The organism is Nonomuraea ceibae (genome assembly GCF_019396325.1).
GTDB classification, from domain to species: domain Bacteria; phylum Actinomycetota; class Actinomycetes; order Streptosporangiales; family Streptosporangiaceae; genus Nonomuraea; species Nonomuraea ceibae.
The window spans coordinates 21081-45602 of sequence record NZ_JAHKRO010000079.1 but is presented as its reverse complement, the minus strand read 5'-3'; the positions used below and the strand labels follow the sequence as shown (position 1 = coordinate 45602).

General features: G+C 72.9%; 19 protein-coding genes. 15 read left to right on the top strand and 4 right to left on the bottom strand.

The features are described 5' to 3' along the window. On the top strand, nucleotides 1-932 hold a 932-nt coding region (locus KME80_RS34860; RefSeq protein ID WP_219511047.1), incomplete at its 5' end, for an ABC transporter substrate-binding protein. Here KME80_RS34860 and KME80_RS34855 read toward each other — a convergent pair. Further along, nucleotides 886-1782 (bottom strand): AraC family transcriptional regulator, encoded by an 897-nt coding sequence (locus tag KME80_RS34855; RefSeq protein WP_308126048.1) that lies wholly within the window; start codon nucleotides 1780-1782, stop codon nucleotides 886-888. The two genes, KME80_RS34860 and KME80_RS34855, sit on opposite strands and share 47 nt — an antisense overlap. A 127-nt stretch (nucleotides 1783-1909) precedes the next feature. Here KME80_RS34855 and KME80_RS34850 point away from each other — a divergent pair, with 127 nt between their 5' ends. Together KME80_RS34850 and KME80_RS34845 are read left to right on the top strand one after the other, a co-directional pair. Then, on the top strand, nucleotides 1910-3340 hold the full coding sequence (locus KME80_RS34850; protein WP_219511045.1) for a serine hydrolase domain-containing protein: 1431 nt from the start codon (nucleotides 1910-1912) through the stop codon (nucleotides 3338-3340). A gap of 75 nt (nucleotides 3341-3415) precedes the next feature. Continuing rightward, on the top strand, nucleotides 3416-4936 hold the full coding sequence (locus KME80_RS34845) for a serine/threonine-protein kinase (RefSeq protein ID WP_219511043.1): 1521 nt from the start codon (nucleotides 3416-3418) through the stop codon (nucleotides 4934-4936). Nucleotides 4937-4943: 7 nt separating this feature from the next. Here the strand turns inward: KME80_RS34845 and KME80_RS34840 are convergent, their stop codons facing one another. Both KME80_RS34840 and KME80_RS34835 read right to left on the bottom strand, forming a co-directional pair. Continuing rightward, complete coding sequence (locus KME80_RS34840; protein ID WP_219511041.1) at nucleotides 4944-5456, bottom strand: flavodoxin family protein; 513 nt, start codon at nucleotides 5454-5456, stop codon at nucleotides 4944-4946. Then, nucleotides 5453-6265: a universal stress protein gene (locus KME80_RS34835; protein ID WP_219511039.1), complete on the bottom strand. Its 813-nt coding sequence runs from the start codon at nucleotides 6263-6265 to the stop codon at nucleotides 5453-5455. Before KME80_RS34835 ends, KME80_RS34840 begins: the two co-directional genes overlap by 4 nt. Before the next feature lie 559 nt (nucleotides 6266-6824). Here KME80_RS34835 and KME80_RS34830 point away from each other — a divergent pair. From KME80_RS34830 to KME80_RS34795, 8 genes are all read left to right on the top strand, one after another. Further along, nucleotides 6825-7409: a RidA family protein gene (locus tag KME80_RS34830; RefSeq protein ID WP_219511037.1), complete on the top strand. Its 585-nt coding sequence runs from the start codon at nucleotides 6825-6827 to the stop codon at nucleotides 7407-7409. Next, the gene (locus KME80_RS34825; protein WP_308126047.1) at nucleotides 7406-8782 is read left to right on the top strand and encodes a 3-phosphoshikimate 1-carboxyvinyltransferase; all 1377 of its coding nucleotides are present in this window, start codon (nucleotides 7406-7408) and stop codon (nucleotides 8780-8782) included. Before KME80_RS34830 ends, KME80_RS34825 begins: the two co-directional genes overlap by 4 nt. A gap of 99 nt (nucleotides 8783-8881) precedes the next feature. Continuing rightward, a complete protein-coding gene (gene aroA / locus KME80_RS34820) occupies nucleotides 8882-10180 on the top strand; it encodes a 3-phosphoshikimate 1-carboxyvinyltransferase (protein ID WP_219511033.1) in 1299 nt (432 codons plus the stop codon). A 17-nt stretch (nucleotides 10181-10197) separates the two neighbouring features. Further along, on the top strand, nucleotides 10198-11727 hold the full coding sequence (gene asnB / locus KME80_RS34815) for an asparagine synthase (glutamine-hydrolyzing) (RefSeq protein WP_219511031.1): 1530 nt from the start codon (nucleotides 10198-10200) through the stop codon (nucleotides 11725-11727). Between the two features lie 46 nt (nucleotides 11728-11773). Further along, entirely contained in the window at nucleotides 11774-13000 is a 1227-nt protein-coding gene (locus tag KME80_RS34810; RefSeq protein WP_219511028.1) for an ATP-grasp domain-containing protein, read from the top strand. Between the two features lie 51 nt (nucleotides 13001-13051). Further along, on the top strand, nucleotides 13052-14971 hold the full coding sequence (locus tag KME80_RS34805) for an OPT family oligopeptide transporter (RefSeq protein ID WP_219511025.1): 1920 nt from the start codon (nucleotides 13052-13054) through the stop codon (nucleotides 14969-14971). Beyond that, nucleotides 14968-16287 (top strand): MFS transporter, encoded by a 1320-nt coding sequence (locus tag KME80_RS34800; protein WP_219511021.1) that lies wholly within the window; start codon nucleotides 14968-14970, stop codon nucleotides 16285-16287. Before KME80_RS34805 ends, KME80_RS34800 begins: the two co-directional genes overlap by 4 nt. 48 nt (nucleotides 16288-16335) lie before the next feature. After that, nucleotides 16336-17523 carry an acetate/propionate family kinase gene (locus KME80_RS34795; protein WP_219511019.1) on the top strand — a complete coding sequence of 396 codons (1188 nt, stop codon included), beginning with the start codon at nucleotides 16336-16338 and terminating at the stop codon, nucleotides 17521-17523. Nucleotides 17524-17541: 18 nt separating this feature from the next. On the opposite strand, the gene pta is transcribed toward KME80_RS34795, so the two are convergent. Continuing rightward, the gene (pta, locus tag KME80_RS34790; protein WP_219511017.1) at nucleotides 17542-19599 is read right to left on the bottom strand and encodes a phosphate acetyltransferase; all 2058 of its coding nucleotides are present in this window, start codon (nucleotides 19597-19599) and stop codon (nucleotides 17542-17544) included. Between the two features lie 156 nt (nucleotides 19600-19755). Between pta and KME80_RS34785 the strand changes: the two genes are divergently transcribed. The 4 genes from KME80_RS34785 (at nucleotide 19756) to KME80_RS34770 (ending at nucleotide 24511) form a co-directional block, all read left to right on the top strand. Further along, entirely contained in the window at nucleotides 19756-20061 is a 306-nt protein-coding gene (locus KME80_RS34785; protein ID WP_219511016.1) for a hypothetical protein, read from the top strand. A gap of 162 nt (nucleotides 20062-20223) precedes the next feature. After that, nucleotides 20224-20826, top strand: a complete 603-nt coding sequence (locus KME80_RS34780; protein ID WP_219511013.1) for a TetR/AcrR family transcriptional regulator — start codon at nucleotides 20224-20226, stop codon at nucleotides 20824-20826. Continuing rightward, the gene (locus tag KME80_RS34775) at nucleotides 20826-22562 is read left to right on the top strand and encodes an ABC transporter ATP-binding protein (RefSeq protein ID WP_219510989.1); all 1737 of its coding nucleotides are present in this window, start codon (nucleotides 20826-20828) and stop codon (nucleotides 22560-22562) included. The genes KME80_RS34780 and KME80_RS34775 overlap by 1 nt, the downstream gene beginning before the upstream one ends. After that, on the top strand, nucleotides 22559-24511 hold the full coding sequence (locus KME80_RS34770) for an ABC transporter ATP-binding protein (protein ID WP_219510988.1): 1953 nt from the start codon (nucleotides 22559-22561) through the stop codon (nucleotides 24509-24511). The genes KME80_RS34775 and KME80_RS34770 overlap by 4 nt, the downstream gene beginning before the upstream one ends. Nucleotides 24512-24522 lie beyond the last annotated feature (11 nt).

Genomic DNA, 24522 nt, shown 5'->3' with positions numbered 1-24522 from the left:
CCGCGACCGTCGGCGTCCGCGCGCTGCCCGGCGCGCGGCAGGAGCCCGCCGCGCCGGCGCCCCCGCCCGAGCGGAGCACGCTCCGGGTCGGGGTGGTGGCGAGCGCGGCGGCGGCGCCGCTGTACGTGGCGAACGCCAAGGGGTTCTTCCGGCAGGAGGGGCTGACGGTGGAGCCGCACGTGATCCCCGCCGCCGCCGCGGGTCTGCCCCGGGTGAGCGCCGGCGATCTGGACCTCGCGCAGACCGACTATCTCGCGACGCTGATGGCGGCCGAGAACGGCCACCCCCTGAAGATCGTCGGCAGCCTCCACCAGGCGCGGCCGGGGACCACCGCGCTCGTGGTCGGTGCCGGGTCCCGCATCAGGTCCGTGGCCGGGCTCAAGGGCAGGAGGATCGGCGTCGCCGGGCTGAGGAGCGTCGAGGAGCTGGCGCTGGAGGCCACGCTGGAGCGCGCCGGGCTGAGGCGGAGCGACGTCGTCCTGGTGGAGACCCCGCTGCCCGAGCTGATCGGCGGGCTGGAGAAGGGCCGGTTCGCGGCGGCTCTGCTGGTGGAGCCGTTCGTCTCCCAGGGGGTCGCGCAGCGGCGTACGCGGGTGCTGGCGGACCCGATGACCGGCGCGTTCGCGGGGCTGCACGTGGCCGGGTGGATGGCCGGCGACGACTGGGTGCGGCGCAACCCGGCCACGCTGGCCGCGTTCCGGCGCGCGCTCGCCCGGGCGCACCGCCTGCTCGCGGAGGACCCCGGGCAGGTCGCGGCGATCCTGCCGCACTACATCCGCATCACCGAGCCGGCCGCCCTGCGGATCAGGCAGGGCGTCTATCCCGCCACGCCGGACCTGGAGGAGCTGCGGCGGCTGGCGGACCTGGCGCACGAGCGGAAGTGGCTCAAGGCCCCGCTCGACCCGGCGGGCCTCGTCGTGCCGCCCGGGTGAGCGCGGGCGGCCGGGGCGCCGCGTGGCCGGGCCAGGCGAGGTCGTCCACGGCCAGGAACGCCTCGCCGGCCACGGTCGCGGGGGTGGCCCCGGTGTAGGCGAGGACGTCGCGGTGCAGGTGGGACTGGTCGACGTAGCCGGCGTCGGCCGCGACCTGGGCCGGGCTCTCCCCCGCGACCAGGCGGTGGGCGGCGTGGTCGAAGCGGACCAGCTTCGCCGCCTGCTTGGGCGGCAGCCCGAGCTGCGACCGGAACCGGGACCAGAGCCGTTTGCGGCTCCACCCGACCTCGGCCGCGAGCCCGTCGACCCGGGCCCGGCCGCGGCCGGCGGCGATCCGGTGCCAGGCCCAGGCGACCTCCGGGTCCACGGGCGGCCCGGCGCCGTCGCGGCGGGCGAGCAGCTCGTCCGTCAGCGCGAAGCGTTCCTGCCACGAGGCGGCCTCGCCCAGCCGCTCGCGGATGCGTGACGCCTCCGCGCCCCACAGGTCGTCCAGCGGCACGACGGCGCCGTCGAGCTCGGCCGGGGAGACACCCAGGACCGCGCCCGCGACCACCGGGGACAGGCGCACCTGGACGCACGCGACGTTCTCCCCGCGCACCCGGACCGCGCCCGCGGCACCGAGGCCGGGCCCGGCGACGATGCTGCCGCCGCGCCCGTGCCCGGGGGCGCCGTCGAGGACGGGCGAGCCGTCGCCGAAGTTCAGGACCACCGTCACGGCCGGGTGCGGCACCATCCGGAGCGTGTCCAGGTCACGGACGCGGAACCCGGCCATGGTGACGCCGGCCACCCGGCTGGGCCGCCGCGGGCTCTCGACCCCCCACGCCGCCGGCCCGTGCATGAACGTCCGCACGCCCCCATGCTACGGGCCAGGCGCAGGCACGCCGGGCGGGCGCGGCCCCGGCGCGTACGTCGCGCCCGAGTGCGGGCCCGCCCTTAAATCGGTGGGGCGGTTTCGGCGGCTTTGTTACGGTGCCGGGATGCCTTCTCACCGCGCACTGCTGCCGCGCTCGACGCCGGCCGCCTCGGGGGTGTCGTCGCGCGCCGTCGCCGCGCTGCTGGACCGGCTCGAGGAGCGGTCCGTCGAGTGCCACTCGATCATGGTCGTCCGCCACGGTCACGTCGTCGCCGAAGGCTGGTGGGCGCCCTACTCGGCCGGGCGCCCGCACCTCCTGTACTCGGTGACCAAGTCGTTCACCTCGGTCGCCGTGGGGCTCGCGATCGCCGACGGGCTGCTCTCGCTCGACGATCGGGTGGTGGACGTGCTGCCCGACCACGTCCCGGCGGGCGTCTCGGCACAGGCACGCCGCCTCACCGTCCACCACCTGCTGTCCATGACGGCCGGATACCGCACGGACAGCCTCGGCGAGGCCTGGCGGCTCGAACCGGGTGACCTGGTGAAGGGCTTCCTGCGCATCCCGTTCACCGACCCCGAGGGGACCCGGCACACCTACGACAACGCGACCACGTACGTGCTGGCCCGGATGGTCGAGCGGGTCACCGGACTCGGCCTGCCGGAGCTGCTCGACGAGCGCCTGTTCGAGCCGATGGGCGTCGATCACGCCGAGTGGGACCGGGTGGCGAGCGGCGCCGCGTTCGGCTTCCACGGCCTGCACCTGACCACCGAGGCCGTCGCCGCCTTCGCCGAGCTGCTGCTGCGCGGCGGCGTCCGCGGGGACCGGCGGCTCGTCCCCGCCGCCTGGATCGAGCTGGCCACCAGGCGGCACGCCGACCCGCTGCCGCCCGAGGACATGCCGGGGGACGCCGACTTCCTGGACGGTTACGGCTACCAGTTCTGGACGTCGCCGCACGGCTTCCACGGCGTCGGCTCCTTCGGGCAGCAGTTCGTGGTCGCCCCGTCGCACGATCTGGTGGTCGTCCTGACCGGCGCCCACCACCAGGAGCAGGGCGTGCTCGACGCGATCTGGGAGTGCCTGCTGCCCGGCCTGGACCGCGCCGACAGCGCCGGGGACGACGAGGAGCTGGCCGCGCGGCTGCGGGGGCTGTCGTTCGCGCCGGTGCCGGGGACCGCCGAGCCGGGGCGTCCGGTCGAGGCGCGGCTCGACGCCTCCGCCGAGGGGTCGCCGCTGCCCGAGGGGAGCACGGTGGCGGCGGAGCCGGTGGACGGCGGGTGGCTCCTGCGGCTCGGGGCTTCCCTCGTCGTCGAGGCCGGGCACGGCGGGTGGCGGGAGAGCGCGCCGCTCGGCCGTCCCGTCGTGGCGTCCGCCGCCTGGCAGGGCGACACGTTCGTCGCCGACGTCTATGTCATCACCACGCCGCACCGGGTCAGGCTGGTGGTGGACGCCGTCGCGCGGACGGCGGTGGCGGCGTGGAACATCGTCCCCCTGACCGGCCCTAGCCTTGAGGTGCACGTGCGATCACCGCTGATGACCCGGCCCGACGTCGCCTAGACGCCGCGCCGGCGCCGGTCGTCGCTTAATGTCCAAGGCGGGGGCGCTGCCGGAGCAAGGAGGAAGACGTCGGGAATGAGCACGCGGACGCAGGAGCATCTGGGCCCGTACCGGCTGATCGAGAAGATCGGCGAGGGCGGCATGGGAGTCGTCCATCTCGGACTCGACGGCGCGGGCCGGCAAGTCGCGATCAAGGTGTTGCACCCGCACGTGGCGGCCGACCTGAAGGCGCGCGACCGGCTGGTCCGCGAGGTGGAGACCATGCGGCGGGTGCGCAGCCGGTACGTGGCCGAGACGCTCGACGCGGAGCTGACGGGCGGCACCCCGTACGTGGTGACGCGGTTCGCCCCGGGGCGCACGCTGGAGGCGACGATCCTGGACCGGGGCCCGCTGGGGGCCGGTGAGGTCGTCGCGCTGGCCAGGAAGCTGTGCCAGGCGCTGGTGGACATCCACGAGGCCGGCGTCATCCACCGCGACCTCAAGCCGTCCAACGTCATGCTGGTCGGGGACGAGCCGCTGGTGATCGACTTCGGCATCGCCCACCTGGTGAACGCGGCCCGGCTGACGCAGTCCGGGATGTTCGTCGGCACGCCCGGCTACCTGGCTCCGGAGATCATCCGGGGCTCGGTGATCACGCCGGCGGCCGACGTGCACGCGCTGGCCTCGACGGTGTTCTTCGCCGCTACGGGGCTGCCGCCGTTCGGGACGGGGACGTTCGAGGCGGTCTGCTTCAACACGCTGGAAGGCCGGGCGCAGATCGACCGGGCCCCGGCGTGGCTGCGGGGCTGGCTGAGCCGGGCGCTCCAGGTCGATCCGGCGGCGCGGCCCAGCGCGCGGGAGCTGCTGCGGATGGCCGGGGCGCTCGACCCGGGCGGGCGCGCGGAGCCGGTGCGCCCGGTGCCTCCAAGCCCGGAGCCCGTAAGCCGGGTGCCCGTGCGCCCGGAGCCCTGGCGTGCCGAGCCCGTGCGGGCCGAGCCGGGGCGGGCGGACCGTACGCGGGCCTTGGACACGGTCTCCGACCTGCTCCCGCCGGTCCGGTACGCGCCGGCCGGCCCCGTGGCCGCGCCCGCGCCGACGGTGCATGCCGAGCGGCCGGAGCCCGAGCGCCCGTCGCCGCCCCGGGAGCCCTTCGACCTGCGGCGGTTCCTGGCCGGCAGCGACTTCTCCGGGGTGCTCGTCCTGGTGACGCTGATGGCGCTGACCGTGCTCAAGCCGGTCGGCGTCGGGCTGACCGCGGCGGCGCTGTCCGTGGCGCTGCGGGCCGGGGCGTACTTCCTGGGCGAGCACCGCCGGACGCTGTCCAGGGTCGTGCTCGTGACGGTGGGCCACGTCGTGCTGTCGCTGGCGCTCGGCATCGCCGCCTCCAGCTTCCTGCACTGGACCGGCCGGTTGAGCACCAGCCACGTGGAGCCGCTGGCGGCGGCCGTGTTCACGCTGGGGCTGTTCGTGCTGCCGGGCGCGGGGACGGTGCGGCAGGCGGCGTCGCACGCGCTGGCCCGGCTGCTGCCCGGCCACCGGGCGATCGTGGTGTCGTCGGCGGTGCTGGGGCCGATCGCGCTGATCTTCGTGATCGCGGCGATGACCACGCTGCTGTAGCGGAGGCTCAGCCGCGCACGGAGGCGGTCGCGGCGTCCCGCTCCGCCGGTAGGTGCCGGGCGGCGAGGGTCTCACCCCATCGCGTGGCACGGTCCAGCTCGCCCTCGGCCGGCGGGCCCTGGGCGGCGGTGACGGCGAAGCTCCGCGCCGGGACGACGGACCTGACGCCGAGCCGCCGCAGCGATCTGGTCAGCGCGCGGGCGGCCGAGCCGGGCAGGCGGGGCCTGCCCACGCGGGTGTCGAAGGCGGCCGAGCCGAGCGTGGCCGGCGGCGGGTCGAGCGCGGCCACCCATTCCCGCACGCCCCCGCCCCGCGGGACGGGCGCCCGGCTCATCGGGGAGGCGTGCGTCGGCGCGCCCACCACCAGGAGCGTGACGTCCTCCCCCAGGCGGGCGGGCGTGGCGGCGGCCTCGCGCGCCTCGGCCGGCATCCGGGTGGCCAGGCCCTCCGCCACCGCTTCGGCGATCAGCCGCGTGCTGCCGTACCGGGACTCGTAGAGCACGAGCGCGACGGGGCTCATGGGCGCGGCCGGACCACGGCGACCGGGCACGGCGCGTGGTGGAGCACGCCGTGGCTGACCGAGCCGAGCAGCGCCGAGGCGAAGCCGCCCCGCCCGCGCGAGCCCACCACGACCAGGTCGGCCGACTCGGCCGCCTCGACGAGGGCGGAGATCGGGTGGATGCGCGACTGCTCGTCGGTGATGACGAGGCCGGGGTTGGCCAGCCGCCAGGGCGTCACGCGCTCGCGCGCCATGCGCACCTCGTCCTCCATCGCCTCCTCGATCAGGCCGGTGTACGCGACGGCGTGCGAGGAGAAGAACGGCGGCATCTGCCAGGACGTGACCACGTGCAGCTGGGCCTGGCGGGCGCGCGCCTGCTGGACGGCGTACTCCATGGCGGCGCGCGAGTGCTCCGAGCCGTCGTAGCCGACCACGACCCTGCCGTGCTCGACCACGCGCGGGGCGCGGACGACGACGACCGGCCCGGCGGCGTGCCCGGCCACGGCGACGCTCACCGAGCCGACCAGCAGCCGGGTGAACCCGCCGAGCCCGCGGCTGCCGAGCACCAGGCTGTCGGCCGTCACGGACTCGCCGATGAGCCGGTCGGCCGCGTGCCCGGGCAGCGACTCGGTGGTCACCTCGACGTCGCGGGTCAGCGCGAGCGCCCGGTCGGCGGCGATCTCCAGCGTCTCTCCGGCGTCCGTCTCGTGCCCGCACACGTGCACGATCCGCAGGTCCAGCCCGCGCCGCTGGGCGTCGGCCGCCGCCCATTCCACCGCCGCGGCCGCCGGCGCCGACCCGTCCACGCCCACCACGATCCGATCGGCCATCTCACGTCTCCTCACTGCCTGCCGGCTCTCGCCGCCAGCCTCGCCCCGGCGGCCCGCACGGCACAGGAGGAGGAAGTCCCGGAAGGTCCGGCCATTGGTCCCGAGCGGGTCACTCCCGGCATACCCCGCCCGGCGGGGACCGGCGCGGCCCTGCCGCGGTGACGTGTCCGATCGTCCGGAGGATCGGAGGTGGCCGCCGGCGGAAGATTATAAGAAATATTCTCGCCGTCTCCCGGCCTGACTGCCGATCCGACACGGGCGGTCCGGACGAGTCTTTTCCCGGTAAGTCACCGTCCGAAATCATTCTCCTCCGGCGAAACCGGGTGCCGGACCACCCTTCCACATGCGCTTTCTCGCCACTCCGCCCCGATGTCGATGTTGAGCCGGGCAAAAGCCGGAAGAGTGACCCTTGACTCATGTCTCCGCATGTACTTATGTAGCCAAAGGAAAGCGGGCGGCAAGGTACTGGAGGCACATCGGGGGAAATACCAGCGATCTTCCTTTACATGATCGCGCCACACGGCGACGGGTGGAGCCGGGGGGCTCCGGAATTGCTCCCATGACGCAGGGAACCCATTTCGCCGGAAGCACTTCTCTTTTGCGCGGCGGCGGCGCGAGCCTGCCGTTACTCAGTTTTCACCGCGCATTATCCGATCTCGGGCCCACGCATGCCCGAAAACACCACCTCACAAGGGAAGTCAGACGGTTGAGCATGGAAAACACCGCAACAGCAGCAGCGGACCGGCAGTCCGAGAAGAAGATCATCTTCAGCGCGTCGCCCTGGGAACCGCAGATGGGATACTCCCGCGGCGTCCGCATCGGAAACCAGGTGTTCATCGCGGGAACCGTCGCCGCCGACGGGGAGGGAAACGCGGTCGGCCACGACGCGTTCGCCCAGACGGAATTCATCATCGAGAAAATTCAGACTTCGCTGCGCCGCCTCGGCGCGGAGCTCGAGGACGTCGTGAGCACCACCACGCACCTCACCGACTTCGCCCATTTCGACGATTATGCCCGGGCGTTCCAGAAGTACTTCGGGCACATCACGCCGGTGAACACCACGGTGGCCGTCGCCCTGGTGAAGCCGGAGTTCCTCGTCGAAATCACCGCGACCGCGATACTACCGGGCACCGCGGAATCATGATGACCGGAAAAGAGGGAAGCGCGACGATGCGCCTGGTGGAAATACATCCGGCACGACGCGGCATCGGCGGGACCGGGCGCCTGCCGTACTCGAAGCCGCACATGCAGCGCGCCATTCTGCTCAGCCTGCTGACCAACGCGCCGAGCATCATCGTGAACCCGGCCTGGAGCTCGGAGGCGGAGAAGCTGTTCACGGCGGCCCGGCAGTTCGGCCTCGACGTGCTGCACGACGAGGCGGGCAAGCTGATCGTGTCGGGGGTCGGCCGGTCGCTGCGGGCGGGCCGGGCGCCGGTGCCCGTGGCGGGCTCGGCCTTCAACTTCCGTACGCTCGCCGCGCTGGCCTGCCTGTCCAGCCACGAGACCGTCATCGAGGGCGACACCTCGATGTTCGCCCGCCCCGTGCGCGAGCACATGGGGTTCATCGGCGACCTCGGCGGCCGGTTCGAGGACGTCAGCGACTCCCGGCGGCTGCGCGTGCGCATCCACGGCACCCGCCGGCTCGGCGGCCGGACCACCGTCGACACGCGGCACAGCTCGCAGGTGCTGACGGCGGTGCTGCTGGTCGCGCCGCTGGCCCGCCGCGCGATCCGGGTGGACTGCACCGACGACCCGGTCGGGCAGGGGTACGTGGACCTGACCCTGCAGATGATGCGGGAGCAGGGCGCGGTCGTGGAGCAGGACGGGCGGTCGTTCACGATCACCCCGTCGGCCTACCAGTCGCGCATCCACCGGGTGGCCTCCGACTTCACCGCCCTGTCCTACCTGGCCGGCGCGGTGGCCACGGCCGACCACGGCGAGATCGCCGTCGCCGGCTACCAGCGCTCCTCGCTCAGCTCGGAGGCCGAGTTCTTCGAGGTGCTGGAGGCGCTGGGCGTGCGTGCCGAGCACGACAGGGTGAGCGGCGAGCTGCGGCTGCGGCGCACCTCGCCCGGCTCGGCCTCGATAGAGATCGACGGCGGCAACATCCCGACCGTCGTCCCCACCCTCGCGGCGATCGCGCCGTTCGTCGAGGCCAAGGTGACGCTGCGCAACGCGGCTCAGGTCAACAACCACAAGTGCCCGCGCATCTCGGTGATGATCGGGGAGCTGCGCCGGATGGGCTGCGCGATCGAGCCCACGTACGGCGCCGACGGCGAGGTGGACGGGTTCGCCACCGCCGGGCGGCAGGCGCCGGCCGGCGGCGTCACCGTCGACAGCCACGGTGACCACCGCATCTTCCTGAGCCTGGCCACCGCCGCGCTCGGCGCGCGGCGGCCGACGTCCATCGAGGGAGTGCAGCACCTGCACGCGAGCTTCCCCGACTACCTGGAGGTCATGGAGGGCCTGGGCGTGCGCGTCGTCACCGGCCACACGCGGGTGCAGGTCGCCAACTAGCTCCAGCAGAACCGCCAGATCACCCCGGGCGGCCGGCCGCACCCAGGCGCCGGCCGCCGGGCTCACGACGGATCCGTCGAAGACGAGTTGAGAAGGACCATGGATTTCCTCCAGTACAAGCAGCTTCACGTCCACCCGGCCAAGGTGCTCAAGGGCGAAGTCGTCCCGCCGGCCTCCAAGAGCTATTCGGCCAGGGCCGTGCTCGCCGCGTCCCTCGCCCCCGGCACGAGCGTCATCGACAACGTCGCCTCCAGCAACAACGTCAAGGCGATGATGGAGTGCTGCCAGGAGCTCGGCGCGCGCCTGACGCACGTCGAGCCCGGCCGCCTCCAGGTGGAGGGCCCCGGCAGGTTCCACGACGGCGTGACCCTCTCCCCCGGCAACTCCGGCATCGTGCTGCGCCTGCTCATGGGCGCCGCCGCGCGCAACCGCGGCATCACGTTCATGACGCCGTACCTCGACTCCCTCGGCCGCCGGGCCAACCAGGAGATGGTCGACGCGCTGCGGGCGCTCGGCGTCGTGGTCGAGGCGGGCGAGGAGGGCACCCTGCCGATCACGCTCGACGGCTCGGCCGCGCACGGCGGCGAGGTGGAGATCTCCGGCCGGCGCAGCTCCCAGTTCCTCAGCGGCCTGCTCTTCCTCGGCGGGCTCCTCGACGACGCCCTGTCGGTGCGCGTCCCGGACGAGCTCAAGGCCAAGGCGATGGTGCGGACCACGCTGACGGTGCTCGGCTCGGCCGGGGTCGAGGTCGCCGCGAGCGAGGACATGATGAGCTACCGGGTGCCGGCCGCCACCGCCTACCAGCCGGCGCACTACGTCTGCGGCAGCGACCCGGCCAGCACCGCGGCGCTGCTCGCCGTGGCCGCCTGCGTCGACTCGACGGTGGAGCTGCGGCACCACCGGCTCGAGGAGCTCGACGGGGTGCTGGCCTACCTGCGCGACATCGGCGTCAGCGTCACCGAGGAGGACTCGACGCTGCGCGTGCAGGGCGGCGGCGAGCTGCGGCCGCTGGACTTCGACGGCTCGCTGGCGCCGGACGCCGTGCTGCCGCTGGCGGCGCTGGCCGCCCACGCCGACGGCACGAGCCGCTTCTACAACATCGAGCACATCCGCTACAAGGAGTGCGACCGCATCAGCGACTTCCGCCGGGAGCTGGAGCGCGCGGGCATCGCCTGCGACGAGAAGCGGGACGAGCTGATCGTGCACGGCTCGCCGGCCGGCGTGCCCGGCGGCGTCACCGTGGACAGCCACTACGACCACGCCGTGGTCATGGCGATGAGCGTGGTCGCGCTGCGCAGCCGTACCGGGCTGACGATCAAGGACCCGCAGTACGTGGCGCAGACGTACCCCCGGTTCTTCGATGACCTGCAGCGCCTCGGCGCGACGGTCGACGCGTAACGGAGGAGGAGATCACCTTGTGCGGAATCGCAGCGATCATCGACCCCCGGGTCGTCGCCGAGGACGCCCATCGGCTGGCGGCGCGCGACCGTGAGCTCATCGCGATGCTGGCGAAGATCTGGCACCGCGGCGACCCGGAGTGCTTCGCCGAGCGGCGCTCGGAGGTGGGCGCCGCCCTCGGCGCCAACCGGCTGGCCATCGTGGACCGCGAGCACGCCCAGCAGCCCCAGTCCGACCAGCACGGCCGGATCTGGGTCGCCTACAACGGCGAGCTGTACGGCTTCCAGGACGTGCGGCGCGAGCTGGAGCGGCTCGGGCACCGCTTCAGGACCACCTCGGACACCGAGGTGATCGCGCAGGCCTACGCCGAGTGGGGCCCGGACATGCTCGGCAGGTTCAACGGCATGTTCGCGTTCGTGGTCTTCGACAGCGAGCGGCGCACCTTCCTGGCGGCCCGCGACCACGTCGGCATGAAGCCGCTCTACTACGTGGTGTCGGACGGCGTGTACCGGTTCGCCTCCGAGCAGAAGTGCCTGCTCGGGGTGCCCGGGGAGATCCGGACGCTGCCGCCGGGCAGCTACCTCACCGAGCGGGGGGTCACGCGCTACCACGAGCTCGACGACACGCCGTGCGACCTGCCCGAGCGGGACATGGTGGCGCGCTACCGGGAGCTGTTCGACGACGCGGTCAGGCGGCAGGTCGACACCGACCTGCCGGTCGCGGTCACCTTCAGCGGCGGGATCGACAGCGCGGCCGTGCTGGCCAGCGCCCGCCTGCACCACCCGGCGGTCACGGCGCTGACGATCGGGTTCGAGGGGGCCGCCGACATCGAGGTCGCCCGGCGCTACTGCCAGGAGCACGACATCCCGCACGTGGTGGCGCACCTCAACCGGGACGCGCTGGTCGACATCATCCCCGACATCGTCTACGGCGCGGAGTTCTTCGAGGCCATCGACGTCATGGACACCTGCGTCGGCTACTTCGCCTTCGAGCTGGCCAAGCGGCATGGCTTCAAGCTCGCCCTGTGCGGTGAGGGCAGCGACGAGGTCATGGCCGGGTACGACCTGTTCCGGCACCACCACGACCCGGTGGACCTGATGCGCTACCGGGTGGCGAACCTGCACCGTACGGACCTGCAGCGGGTCGACCGGTCGAGCATGATGAACTCGGTCGAGACCCGGGTGCCGTTCATGGACCGCCACCTGCTGGAGTTCGCCTACAGCGTGCCGATGGAGATGAAGCTGCGCGGCGGCGTGGACAAGTGGCTGCTGCGCGAGGCCTTCAGGGACCGGCTGCCGGCGTACATCACGAACCGCCCCAAGATCCGCATGCCGGACGGCAGCGGCATGAAGAACACGCTCGTGGAGTACGCCCGCGCCCAGGACGTCGAGGACGACACGCTCGCCAAGAGCATCGGCATCGACTCGCGCGAGGGCGCCTACTTCCTCGAACGGTATCTGGAGGCCGGGTTCCCGATGCCCGCGGAGCGGTTCAAGCGGGCCGGCTACGACTACTCCCCCAACGGCTACTTCGAGTTCGTGTCCTGACGGGCTCCTGTCACCAGCGTTCGTGTCACAACAAGGAGGTCATGGGATGACGGGACACCGCCGGACGATAGCGGTCGTCGACCCGGTGGCGAGCGGGGCGTCGTACGGGGAGGCCGGCAAGGCCCTCGGCCTGTCCGTGATCGCCGTGCTGAGCCAGGAGTACACCGCCTCGTACGTCGTGCAGACCTTCCAGCCCGACGACTACGACGAGATCCACGAGCACCGCTCGATCGGGGAGACGGTGGCGTTGCTGGCCTCCCGCCAGGTCGCCGCCGTCATCCCCGGCACCCAGGTCGCGCTCGACATCACCGATCTGCTCGCCGGCGAGCTCGGCCTGATCGGCAACCCGGTCGAGAGCCTGGCGGCCCGGGTGAACAAGCGCGCGATGAAGGAGCGCTGGAACGCGCACGGGCTGCCGTGCGCGGCCTTCCACGAGTCCGACCGGGTGGAGTCCGTGGTGGAGTGGTCCGAGCGCCAGGGGTATCCCGTGGTGCTCAAGCCGAACGCCTCCACCGGCGCGTCGAACGTCTTCGTCTGCACCGACGAGCGGGAGGTCGCCAAGGCGTTCGCGGCGATCACGAGCCTGCCCGACCTGTACGACAGGCGCTTCGGCTCGGTGCTGGCCGAGGAGTACCTGGACGGCGACGAGTACTTCATGAACCTGCTGCACAACGGCGGGCGGGGCCTGCTGGTCTCGGCCGCCAAGTACGACAAGCTGCAGCGGGAAGGGCGCCCCAGCGTCTACCGGAACTTCCGGTCGCTGCCGCTGGACGATCCCGGGGTGCTGGAGGCGCTGCCGTACATCCAGGATCTCAACACGGCGGTCGACGTGCGTTACGGGATCAACGACACCGAGTACAAGCTCACCTCGCGGGGGCCGCGCGCCCTGGAGATCAACAACCGGCTGCCGGGCGCGGGCACCCCGCTGATGGCCGAGAAGTGCACCGGCCGCAGCTGGTACCGCGACAACATCCAGATCTTCCTGGGCGAGTACGACAACGCCGAGCCGCACGTCTTCCACCGGCACTACAACATGTGCTGCCTGATCAACGACCGCGCCGGCCGGGTGAGCGGGTTCGAGGGGCTGGAGGAGGTCAGCCGGCTGGAGTCGTACGACGGCGTGCGGCTGATCGCCGAGGAGGGCGGCTACTGGCCGGTCACGGTGGACCTGGGGTCTGCGTGGGGCCTGGTGCGGCTGGTCCACGAGGACCGGGCGCAGCTCGAACGCGACGCCGAGGCGGTGCACGAGCTGGTGCGCCTGAAGGTCGAGTAGGGACCGCGCCGGCGGTTCGGCAGCACGGATCTGTTCAAGCACCACGAAAGGATGCGCGTGAAGGAGCTGGGCGAGCGTTCGGAGCTGTCCGTACGGTCCGTCGGGATCGGATTCGCTGTCGGCTTCGTCATGACGGCGGCCATCACCTACCTGGCGCTGTACTCGGGGCTGGCCATCTCGGCGGCCATCCCCGCGGCACTGATCTGCACCGGGCTGATCCGCGTCCGGGCGAAACGGGCGACCGTGCTGGAGAACAACCTGGCGCAGACCATCGCCTCCTCCGGCGAGGCGCTGGCGGTGGGCGTCGCCTTCACCCTGCCCGCGCTGGTGCTCGCCGGGGTCAGGCAGGACCTGGACTACTGGGAGGTCAGCCTCGCGGCGGCGCTGGGCGGCCTGCTCGGGGTCCTGTTCATGATCCCGCTGCGCCGCTCGCTCACGGTGGAGTCGCCCGAGCTGACCTATCCGGAGAGCGTGGCCGCCGCCAAGATCGCCGAGGCCGGGGAGGACGGGCGGGGCACCCTGCTGCCGGCGGGGCTCGCGGTGCTGGCCGGCGCCGTGTTCAAGGTCCTGTCCAGCGTCGTCCAGGTGATCTCGGGCACGGTCGAGGGCGCCGTCGCGATCGGCGGCAGGGTGTTCTACGGCGGCATGGACATCTCGCTGGCGCTGGTCGGCGTCGGTCTCATCGTCAAGCTGCGCTTCACGGTGATGATCGTGGCCGGGGGCGTGCTGTCCTGGCTGGTCGCCATCCCGCTCCTGGCGGACGTGCCGGCCGCGGGCGGGTCGCTGGTGACGCTCGCCTGGGACACCTGGGCCTCCCACATCCGCTACCTGGGCATCGGCGCGATGATCGTCGGCGGCTGCTGGTCGATCGTCCAGGCCCGGACGTCGATCGCCCGGGGCGCCAGGACCGCGTTCGCCGGGCTGCGCCCCGGCCGGCGGGCCGCCACCGAGCGGACCGACACCGACCTGGGCATGCGCTGGGTCGTCGGCGGCGTCGCGCTGGCCGGGCTCGGCATCTTCGCCTTCGTGTGGTCCATGGTCGGCTCGGTCGCGCTGGCGGCGCTGTCGGCCGTGGTCGCCGTCGTCCTGGTGTTCTTCTTCTCGGCGGTGTCCGGCTACGTGGTCGGTTTCGTCGGCAACTCCAACAACCCGATCTCGGGGCTGGCGATCTGCGGGTTCCTGGCCGCGTCCCTGATCTTCACGCTGCTGCGGGCCGGCGCCGACTCGCGCGTGGTGCTGTGCGTGCTGCTCATCGCGGTGTTCGTCTGCACCGCCACGGCGACGGCGGGCGACACCGCGCAGCACGTCAAGACCGGCGCGATCCTCGGCGGCACGCCGCGCCGGGTGCAGCTCGCGCAGTTGTTCGGCGTCGGGGTGTTCGCCTTCGTCGTCGCCCCCATCGTGGTCCTGCTGCTGGCCGGGTACGGCATCGGCGGGGAGGGCAGCGACACGCTCAAGGCGCCCCAGGCGGTGATCTTCGCCAACCTCGCCGACGCGGTCTTCACCCGGGGCTCGGTCCCGATGGGGATGCTGTGGACCGGCGCGGGGATCGGCGTCGCGCTGATCGTCCTGGACCAGGTGCTGCGCCGCGTGACCGGCGGGGCCGTCATCTACGTGATGCCGATCGCGATCGGCATCTACCTGCCGCTCAGCCTGTCGCTGCCGCTGCTCGTCGGCGGGCTGCTGGCCCACGCGCTTGAACGGGCCGGCCGCCGGTCGGGTGAGCCCGGCGCCGAGGACGTCGCGCACGACCGGGCGGTGCTGGTCTGCTCGGGGCTCATCACCGGCGAGGCCCTGGTCGGGCTCTCCGCCGCGCTGCCCAGGTCGATGGGCTGGGATCTGCCGATCCGGGTGCTGGACAACCCCTTCGTCTCGCTCGCCGCGCTCGGCCTCGTGCTGGCCGCCCTGTTCTGGTACGCCAACGCCGCCAGGAACAGGAACGCGGCCCACTCCGATCGGAGCAGCCCATGACCACGAACGAGACCCGGGCGGCGAACGTCATCGACGACGCCCCCATGACGCCCTTCCACCGCAGGCTGGCCCTGTTCTGCTCCGGCGGGCCGTTACTCGACGGCCTCGCGCTCGGCGTCATCGGGCTCGCGCTGCCTCCGATGACCGCCGAATGGCGGCTCGACGAGCTGTGGCAGGGCGCGCTGGCCGCCTCCGCGCTGCTCGGCCTGTTCGCCGGCGGGTTCGTCTTCGGGTACGTCACCGACCTCGTGGGCCGCAAGCTCATGTACACGCTGGACATCGCGGCCATCGCGATCTTCTCCGGGGCGCAGTTCTTCGTCACCGGGCCCGAGCAGCTGCTCGTGCTGCGCCTGCTGCTCGGGGTCGCCATCGGCGCCGACTACCCCATCGCCACCTCGCTGCTGGCCGAGTTCGCCCCGCGCCGGTCGCGGGCCACGCTCATCGGCCTGCAGACGGTCATGTGGTCGGCGGGCAACGCGCTGGCGTACCTGCTCGGCCTGTGGGTGATGGGGTTCGGGCCGGACGCGTGGCGGTGGCTGCTCATGTCGCCGGCGCTGGTGGCGGCGGTGCTGTTCGTGCTGCGCATCGGGACGCCCGAGTCCCCGCGCTGGCTGATCACCAAGGGCCGCGGCGGCGAGGCGCTGGCCGTCACCCGCCGCGTCTACGGCGAGTCGGCCGATCTCGACGGCGTCGGCGAGCGGCGGGCGCCCACCCGGTTCCGCACCGTCTTCCAGGGCGTGTACCTGCGCCGCACCGTGTTCGTGGCGCTGTTCTGGACGTGCTCGGTGACGCCGCTGTACGCGATCTACGCCTTCGCGCCGCAGATCCTCCAGGCGCTGCGCATCAGCGACGACCGCGCCTCCAGCGTCGCCGTCGGGGGGCTGCTGCTGCTGGGCTGCGTGGTGGCGACCCTGGTCGCCGACCGGATGAGACGCAGGACGCTGCTCATCTGGCCGATGGCGGTGGCCTCGGGCTGCCTGGTGCTGCTCGGCGTGCTCGCGCAGGCGCCGCCGCCCGTCATCCTGCTGCTCGCCGGCGTCTACGCGCTGGCCATCGGCGGCCCCACGATCCTGCAGTGGATCTACCCCAACGAGATCTTCCCGACCGAGATCCGGGCGACCGCGTTCGGGATCGGGGTGGCGGCCAGCCGCATCGGCGCCGTGCTGGGCACGTTCGTGGTGCCGTCGCTGCTCGACGGGGCGGGGATCTCGCTGACGATGGTGCTGCTGGGGGTGTTCTGCGGCGTGGGGGTGGTGGCGTCGGCGTTCCTGGCGCCCGAGACGTACGGCCGCCCGCTCAACGAGGCCGCCACCTGAGACGGGCCGCCGGGGGCGGGTCGCCGTCGCGGAAATAGGCTCGTCGTCATGGCCGACCACATTCTCGTCCTCAACACGGGCTCCTCCTCGATCAAGTACGAGCTCGTCGACCCGCACACGCGCGAGCGCGCCGCCAAGGGGCTCGTCGAGCGCATCGGGGAGGAGCGGGGGCGGCTGACCCACCGTCGCGGGGACGCACCGCCGTACGTCGTGGAGCGGCGCTTCCGCGACCACGCCGAGGGGCTGGCGGCGATGATGGCGGCGTTCGCCGAGGCGGGCCCGGAGCCGGCGCCGGTCGCGGTCGGGCACCGGGTGGTGCACGGCGGCACCCGGTTCACCTCGGCCGTGCTCATCGACGAGGAGGTCATCGCCGCCGTCGAGGAGCTCGCCCCGCTCGCGCCCCTGCACAACCCGATCAACCTGACCGGCATCCGGCTCGCCCGCGAGGTGTTCCCCGAGGTGCCGCAGGTGGCGGTGTTCGACACCGCCTTCCACGGCACGCTGCCGCCCGAGGCGTACACCTACGCGGTGCCGGGCGAGTGGCGCGAGCGGTTCGGCGTGCGCCGGTTCGGCTTCCACGGCACGTCCTGCGCCTACGTGTCGCGGCGCGCGGCCGCCGTGCTGGGCCGCGACCTCGCCGAGCTCGACCTGATCGTGCTGCACCTGGGCAACGGCGCCAGCGCCACCGCGATCTCCGGCGGCGTCAGCGTCGACACGTCCATGGGGATGACGCCGCTGGAGGGGCTCGTCATGGGCACCCGCTCCGGCGACGTCGACCCGGCCCTGGCCGGCTACCTGTCGCGGGCGGCCGGGCTGGACGCCGAGCGGGTCGAGCGCGCGCTCACCCACGAGGGCGGCCTGCTGGCGCTGGCCGGGTCCGGCGACATGCGCGAGGTGCGCGCCCGCGACGACGACGCGGCCCGGCTGGCGCTGGACGTCTACACCCGGCGCATCCGCACGTACGTCGGCGCCTACTACGCGCTGCTCGGCCGCGTGGACGCGATCGTGTTCACCGGCGGGATCGGCGAGCACGACGCCGCCACCCGCGCCGAATCGCTGGCGGGGCTCGACCGGCTCGGCGTGACCGTGGACGCCGCGCTCAACGAGGCGGCGCGGGAGGGCGAGCGCGCGGTGTCGCCGCCGGGCGCCGAGGTGGCCGTCCTGGTCGTCCCCACCGACGAGGAGTGGGAGATCGCCTCCCAGACCCTCGCGCTGGTGCGGCCGTCCGGCGCGTGAGCTCGTGCGGCTCGCCGCTCACCTGGGCGGCTCGTGCGGCTCGGGGGGCTCGTCGCTCACCTGGGCGGCGGTGACGGCGACGGTGGTCACGATGTCGGCCACCGTCGCGCCGCGCGACAGGTCGTTGACCGGCTTGCGCAGCCCCTGGAGGACCGGCCCGACCGCGACGGCGCCCGCGCTGCGCTGGACGGCCTTGTAGAGGTTGTTGCCGGTGTTCAGGTCGGGCACGACGAAGACCGTGGCCCGGCCGGCCACCCGGCTGCCGGGCATCTTGGCCCGCGCCACCGCGGGGTCCACCGCGGCGTCGTACTGGATCGGCCCCTCCACCGGGAGGTCGGGGCGGCGCTCGCGGACCAGCTCGGTGGCGGCGCGCACCTTGTCGACGTCGGCGCCCGCGCCCGAGGCGCCCGTCGAGTACGACAGCATGGCGATCCTGGGGTCGACGCCGAACGACGCGGCGGTGCGCGCCGAGGCGATCGCGATGTCGGCGAGCTGTTCGGCGCTCGGGTCGGGGTTGACCGCGCAGTCGCCGTACACGAGCACCCGGTCGGCCAGGCACATGAAGAACACGCTGGAGACCAGGCCCAGGCGCAGGATCTCGAAGGCGGGCCTGATGGTGTGGGCGGTGGTGTGGGCCGCGCCGGACACCATGCCGTCGGCCATGCCCGTGTGGACCATCAGCGTGCCGAAGTAGGACACGTCGGTGACGGCGTCGCGGGCCAGCTCGACGGTCATGCCCCGGTGCGCCCGGGCGTCGGCGTACGCGCGGGCGAAGCGTTCGCGCAGGTCCGGGTCGAACGGGCTGAGCACCCTGGCGCCGGTCAGGTCGAGGCCGAGCTGACCGGCCTGGACCTTGATCCGCTCCGCGTCGCCGAGCAGGGTGAGCTCGGCGACGCCCCGGCGCAGCAGGATGTCGGCCGCGCGCAGGATGCGGGGCTCCTCCCCTTCGGGCAGCACGATGTGCCTGCGCCGGGCGCGGGCCCGGTCCAGCAGCTCGTACTCGAACATCAGGGGCGTGACGACGTCGGTCTTGGCGATGGCGAGCCGGTCGAGCAGCAGCGGGCCGTCCACGTGCTCGGCGAAAAGCCGCAGCGCCGTGTCGATCTTGCCGATGGCCTCGGGGGTGAAGCGGCCCTCCACGGCCGACAGCCTGGTGGCGGTCTCGAAGGTGTCGTGGTCGGCGGCGATCACGGGCAACGGGATCGTCATGCCGCGCAGCAGCCGGTCGACCGGCCCCGGCAGGTCCGTGCCGCCGGTGAGCACCACGGCCGACAGGGACGGGAAGCCGGGCGAGGTGTGCGCGGCGATCAGACCGGGCAGCAGGGCGGCGGCCCGGTCGGAGGGGATGATGACGGCGGCGCCCTCGGTGTAGCGGTCGAGGATGCCGGGCAGCGACATGGCCCCGACCATGAGGCTGCTCGCCTCGCGGCCGAGCCCTTCCCGCTCGCCGAGGAAGAGCTTCCCGTCGCACGCGTCGAGCAGGTCGGCGACCGTCGGCGCGCGCAGCGAGGGGGTCTCCGGCAGCACGAACACCGGCGTCCGGTGCCCGACGGCGGGCGTGCCCGGCGCGGCCCGGGTCACCACGACGGCGAGCTCGTGGGCGTGGTGCTGCGCCAGCTCCCGGGTCGACAGCTCGACCGCCGCGGCGATCTGCGCGGCGGTGCGGCCCCGCCCGCTGACCACGTTGATCACGGGCGTGCCCAGGTCGGCGGCCAGCCTGGCGTTGAAGCCGAACTCCGTCGGCGCCCCCACGTCGGTGTAGTCGGTGCCGATCACCACCACCGCGTCGCAGCGCCCGGCGAGGGCGCGGTAGCGGGCCACGATCTCGCCGGCCGCGCGCTCGACGTCGTCGTGCACGTCGTCGTACGTGACGCCCGCGCAGGCCCCGTACGGCAGGGCGAGCTGGAAGCGGCTCCTGACGGTGTTGACCAGCGCGTCCTCGCGGCCCGCCCGGACCACGGGGCGGAAGACGCCCACGGCGCCGACCTGCCGGGACAGCAGCTCGACCAGCCCCAGGGCCACGGTCGCCTTGTTGCTCCCGGCCTCGCCCGCCGCGACGTACACAGCACGTGTCATGTCCCCCATTGTCGTCGGCTCCGGAGAGGGGGCAGGAGAGGGGTCGGAAAGGGGTGGCGCGGGGGGTTGACGGGCCCTGGTCGGCGCGTATCTTTCGCTTAGGAAAGTTTCCTAAGCAATTCACTCGGGGCGACCGTCACCAGCACAAGGAGAGGTATGACCAGAACCCTGCGCGTCCTGGCCGCGACCGTGCTCGCGGCAGGAGCCGTCACCGTCGGGTCGGGCCTGCTGAGCCCGGCGTCGGCGGCCGGCGACTGTGAATACGGCTGGGGCGGGAACTCGTTCTCCGCCCGGTGCGCGACGAGCGGCCCCGCCTACGAGTTCCGCGCCTACGTCCAGTGCGTCAACGGCCGCCGGGACGGCGCCTGGGTGACGACCAACACCGGGCAGTGGAGCTCGGCGAGCTGCGGCCCCTGGTGGATCGACCGCGTCTCCTACGGCCTGGACGTGCGCCCGCTCTGACGGCCCCGACCCGTACGGCCGTCCGGCCCCGCCACGAGGCCGGGCGGCCGCCCTCTCCCCGCACGGACCCCCCGAAGACCGGACGCCCCGAAAACCCGTTGGACGAGTGAGCGCTCGCTCATTAGGGTGTCCGGCATGTCCAAAAGGCGCAGAGTGCCGGCCATGGCGCCGGAAGACCGCCGGGCGGCGCTCATCGCCGCCACCGTCCCCCTGCTGCGCGAGCACGGCACCGCGGTGAGCACCCGCCAGATCGCCGAGGCCGCCGGAGTGGCCGAAGGCACGATCTTCGGCGTCTTCCCCGACAAGGCGTCCCTGCTGCGCGCGGCGCTCATGAACGCGTTCGACCCGCAGCCCGGGATCGACGCGCTGGCGGCCGTCGGCGCGACCACGGCCGGGCTGCGCGAGCGGCTGCGCGAGGCCGTCGCGATCCTGAGAGCCGGGATGCGGGCCAACGCCAACCTCCTCACCGCGCCCCGCGAGCTGATGAACGGCGACGCGTGCTTCCGCGACCGGATGGTGGAAGGCCGGGACCGGCTGGCCGCCGCGCTCGCCGCCCTCGTCGAACCCGACCGCCACCTGCTGCGCCGGTCCCCCGAGACCACCGCCCACCTGCTGTTCACGCTGGTCGCTGTCAGCGCGCACGCCGACCTCGGGCACGGCGGCGCGGAGATCGGCGACGTGGACGACGACGAGATCGTCTCCATGCTGCTCGACGGTCTCCTCGTGCGCCACTCCCCCGCCCCTTCCACAGGAAGCGCTCCCTGATGCTGCTCCGTCTCCTGCGGGCCCGGCTCAGGCCGTACGGGAAAGAGATCACGCTCGTCGTGCTCTTCCAGTTCGTCCAGACGCTGGCCACGCTCTACCTGCCCACGCTGAACGCCGACATCATCGACGACGGCGTCGTCAAGGGCGACACCGACTACATCGTCCGCGTCGGGCTGGTGATGCTCGGGGTGACGCTCGTGCAGATCGTCTGCTCGGTCGTGGCCGTCTACTACGGCGCCCGCACCTCGATGGCGCTGGGCCGCGACCTGCGGGCCGCGATCTTCCATCGGGTGCAGGACTTCTCCGCCCAGGAGGTCAACGGGTTCGGGGCGCCGTCGCTGATCACCCGGACCACCAACGACGTGCAGCAGGTCCAGTTGCTCGTGCTGATGACGTGCACGATGGTGGTGACGGCGCCGATCATGTGCGTCGGCGGCATCGTGCTGGCGCTGCGCCAGGACGTGACGCTGTCGTCGCTGCTGCTCGTCGCGCTGCCCCTGATGATCGTCATCGTGAGCCTGGTCGTGATGCGGATGCGCCCGCTGTTCCGCGCCATGCAGGAGCGCATCGACCGGATCAACCAGGTGCTGCGCGAGCAGATCACCGGCATCCGGGTCATCAGGGCCTTCGTCCGCGACCGGCACGAGCGCGAGCGGTTCGGCGCGGCCAACGACGAGCTCACCGACGTGTCGCTGCGGGTCGGGCGGCTGATGGCGCTGATGTTCCCCTCGGTGATGCTGGTGGTGAACCTGTCGAGCGTCGCCGTGGTCTGGTTCGGCGCCGACCGCATCGCCGGCGGCGCCATGCAGGTGGGCGCGCTGACCGCGGTCATCTCCTACCTGATGCAGATCCTCATGTCCGTGATGATGGCGATGTTCATGTTCATGATGATCCCCCGGGCCGAGGTGTGCGCCGAGCGCATCGAGGAGGTGCTCGGCACCGAGCCGACCGTCCGCCCGCCGGCCAACCCGGTCGTCCCCCAACGCCGCACCGGCGAGCTGGAGCTGCGCGAGGCGGGCTTCCGCTACCCGGGCGCCGAGGAGCCGGTGCTGTCCGGCGTGAGCTTCGCGGCGCGGCCCGGCCGCACCACCGCGATCATCGGCAGCACGGGCAGCGGCAAGACGACGCTGCTCAACCTCGTCCCCCGGCTGTTCGACGCGACCTCGGGGCAGGTGCTCGTCGACGGCGTCGACGTGCGCGACCTCGACCCGGCGGCGCTCGCCGAGCGGGTCGGCCTGGTCCCGCAGGCGCCCTACCTCTTCTCCGGCACCGTCGCCTCCAACCTCCGCTACGGCAGGCCGGACGCGACCGACGAGGAGCTGTGGCGGGCGCTGGAGGTGGCGCAGGCGCGCGAGTTCGTCGAGGCGATGCCCGGCGGGCTGGACGAGCCGATCGCGCAGGGCGGCACGAACGTCTCCGGCGGGCAGCGCCAGCGCCTGGCCATCGCGCGGGCGCTCGTGCACCGGCCCGGCGTCTACCTGTTCGACGACTCGTTCTCGGCCCTCGACTACGCCACCGACGCCCGGCTGCGCACGGCGCTCGCCGAGGAGATCGCCGACGCCACGATCGTCATCGTGGCCCAGCGGGTCAACACCATCCGCGACGCCGACCGCATCGTGGTGCTCGACGACGGCCGCGTGGCCGGGATCGGCACCCACGGCGAGCTCATGGACACCTGCCCGACCTACCGCGAGATCGTCCTGTCCCAGCTCACCGAACAGGAGGCCGCGGCATGACCACGCAGACGCCCGCGCGCCGGCCGCAGCCCGGCTTCGGGCCCGGCCGGATGATGTCCGGCCCCGCCGAGAAGCCCGGCGACTTCAAGGGCACCCTGCGCCACCTGATGCGGCTGCTGCGCCCCGAACGCCCGATGCTGGTCGTGGTGCTGGCCCTCGGCGCCGCCGGGGTCGCGCTGACCGTGATCGGGCCCAAGATCCTCGGCCACGCCACCGACCTGATCTTCGCCGGGATCGTGGGGTCCCAGCTGCCCGCCGGGCTCACCAAGGAGCAGGCCGTGGCCGGGCTGCGCGCCCAGGGGCAGGGCACGTACGCCGACATGGTCGCCTCGATGAGCGTCGTGCCGGGGCAGGGCATCGACTTCGCCGCGCTGGCCGGGGTGCTCGCCTGGGTCCTGGCCATCTACCTGGTGGCGGCGCTGCTCGGCATCGCGCAGTTCCGGCTCACCACGAACGTCGTGCAGCGCTCGGCGTACCGGCTGCGCGAGCGGATCGAGGCCAAGCTGGGGCGGCTGCCGCTGAGCTACTTCGACGGCCAGCCGCGCGGCGAGATCCTCAGCCGCGCCACCAACGACACCGACAACATCGCCCAGTCGCTGCAGCAGACGCTGAGCCAGCTCATCTCGTCGCTGCTGACGGTGGTGGGCGTGCTGGCGATGATGTTCTGGATCTCGCCGCTCCTGGCGCTCATCGCGCTGGTCACCGTGCCGGTGTCGATCTACGTCACCGCCGTCGTGGGCAAGCGCTCGCAGCCGCAGTTCGTCAAGCAGTGGTCGTCGACCGGCCGGCTCAACGGCCACATCGAGGAGATGTACGGCGGGCACACGCTGGTCAGGGTGTTCGGCAGGCAGCGCGAGGCGGCCGAGACGTTCACCGAGCACAACGAGGCGCTGTTCGCCTCCAGCTTCCGCGCCCAGTTCATCTCCGGGCTCATCCAGCCGGCGATGATGTTCATCGGCAACCTCAACTACGTGCTGGTGGCCGTCGTCGGCGGGCTCAAGGTGGCGTCGGGCTCGATCTCGCTCGGCGACGTGCAGGCGTTCGTGCAGTACTCGCGGCAGTTCAGCCAGCCGCTGACCCAGGTCGCGGGCATGGCGGGCATCGTCCAGTCGGGCGCCGCCTCGGCCGAGCGGGTCTTCGAGCTGCTGGAGGCCCCCGAGCAGTCGCCCGAACCGGCGGTCCCGGCCCGGCCGGCGCGGATCAGGGGGCGCGTGGCGTTCGAGAACGTGTCCTTCCGGTACGCGCCGGACCGGCCGCTGATCGAGAACCTGTCGCTCACCGTGGAGCCCGGCCAGACCGTGGCCATCGTCGGCCCGACCGGGGCGGGCAAGACGACGCTGGTCAACCTCCTCATGCGCTTCTACGACGTGACCGGCGGCCGCATCACGCTCGACGGCGTCGACATCGCGGCGATGTCGCGGGAGGAGCTGCGCGGCGCGATGGGCATGGTGCTCCAGGACGCCTGGCTGTTCGGCGGCACGATCGCGGAGAACATCGCCTACGGCGCCGAGGGCGCCACCCGCGAGCGCGTCGAGGCCGCCGCCGAGGCCGCGCACGTGGACCGGATCGCGCACACGCTGCCCGACGGGTACGACACGGTCCTCGACGAGGAGGGCGCGACGGTCAGCGCGGGCGAGAAACAGCTGATCACCATCGCGCGGGCGTTCCTGTCGGAGCCGGCGATCCTCATCCTGGACGAGGCGACCAGCTCCGTCGACACCCGGACGGAGGTGCTCATCCAGCGGGCCATGGGCTCCCTGCGCGAAGGGCGGACGAGTTTCGTGATCGCGCACCGGCTGTCGACGATCCGCGACGCCAGCCTGATTCTCGTCATGGAGAACGGGCGGATCGTGGAGCAGGGCACCCACGAGTCGCTGCTGGCCGCCGGCGGGGCCTATGCCGCGCTCTACTCGGCGCAGTTCGCCGAGCCGGTGACCGAGGTGGAGTGAGGTTCCGGCGC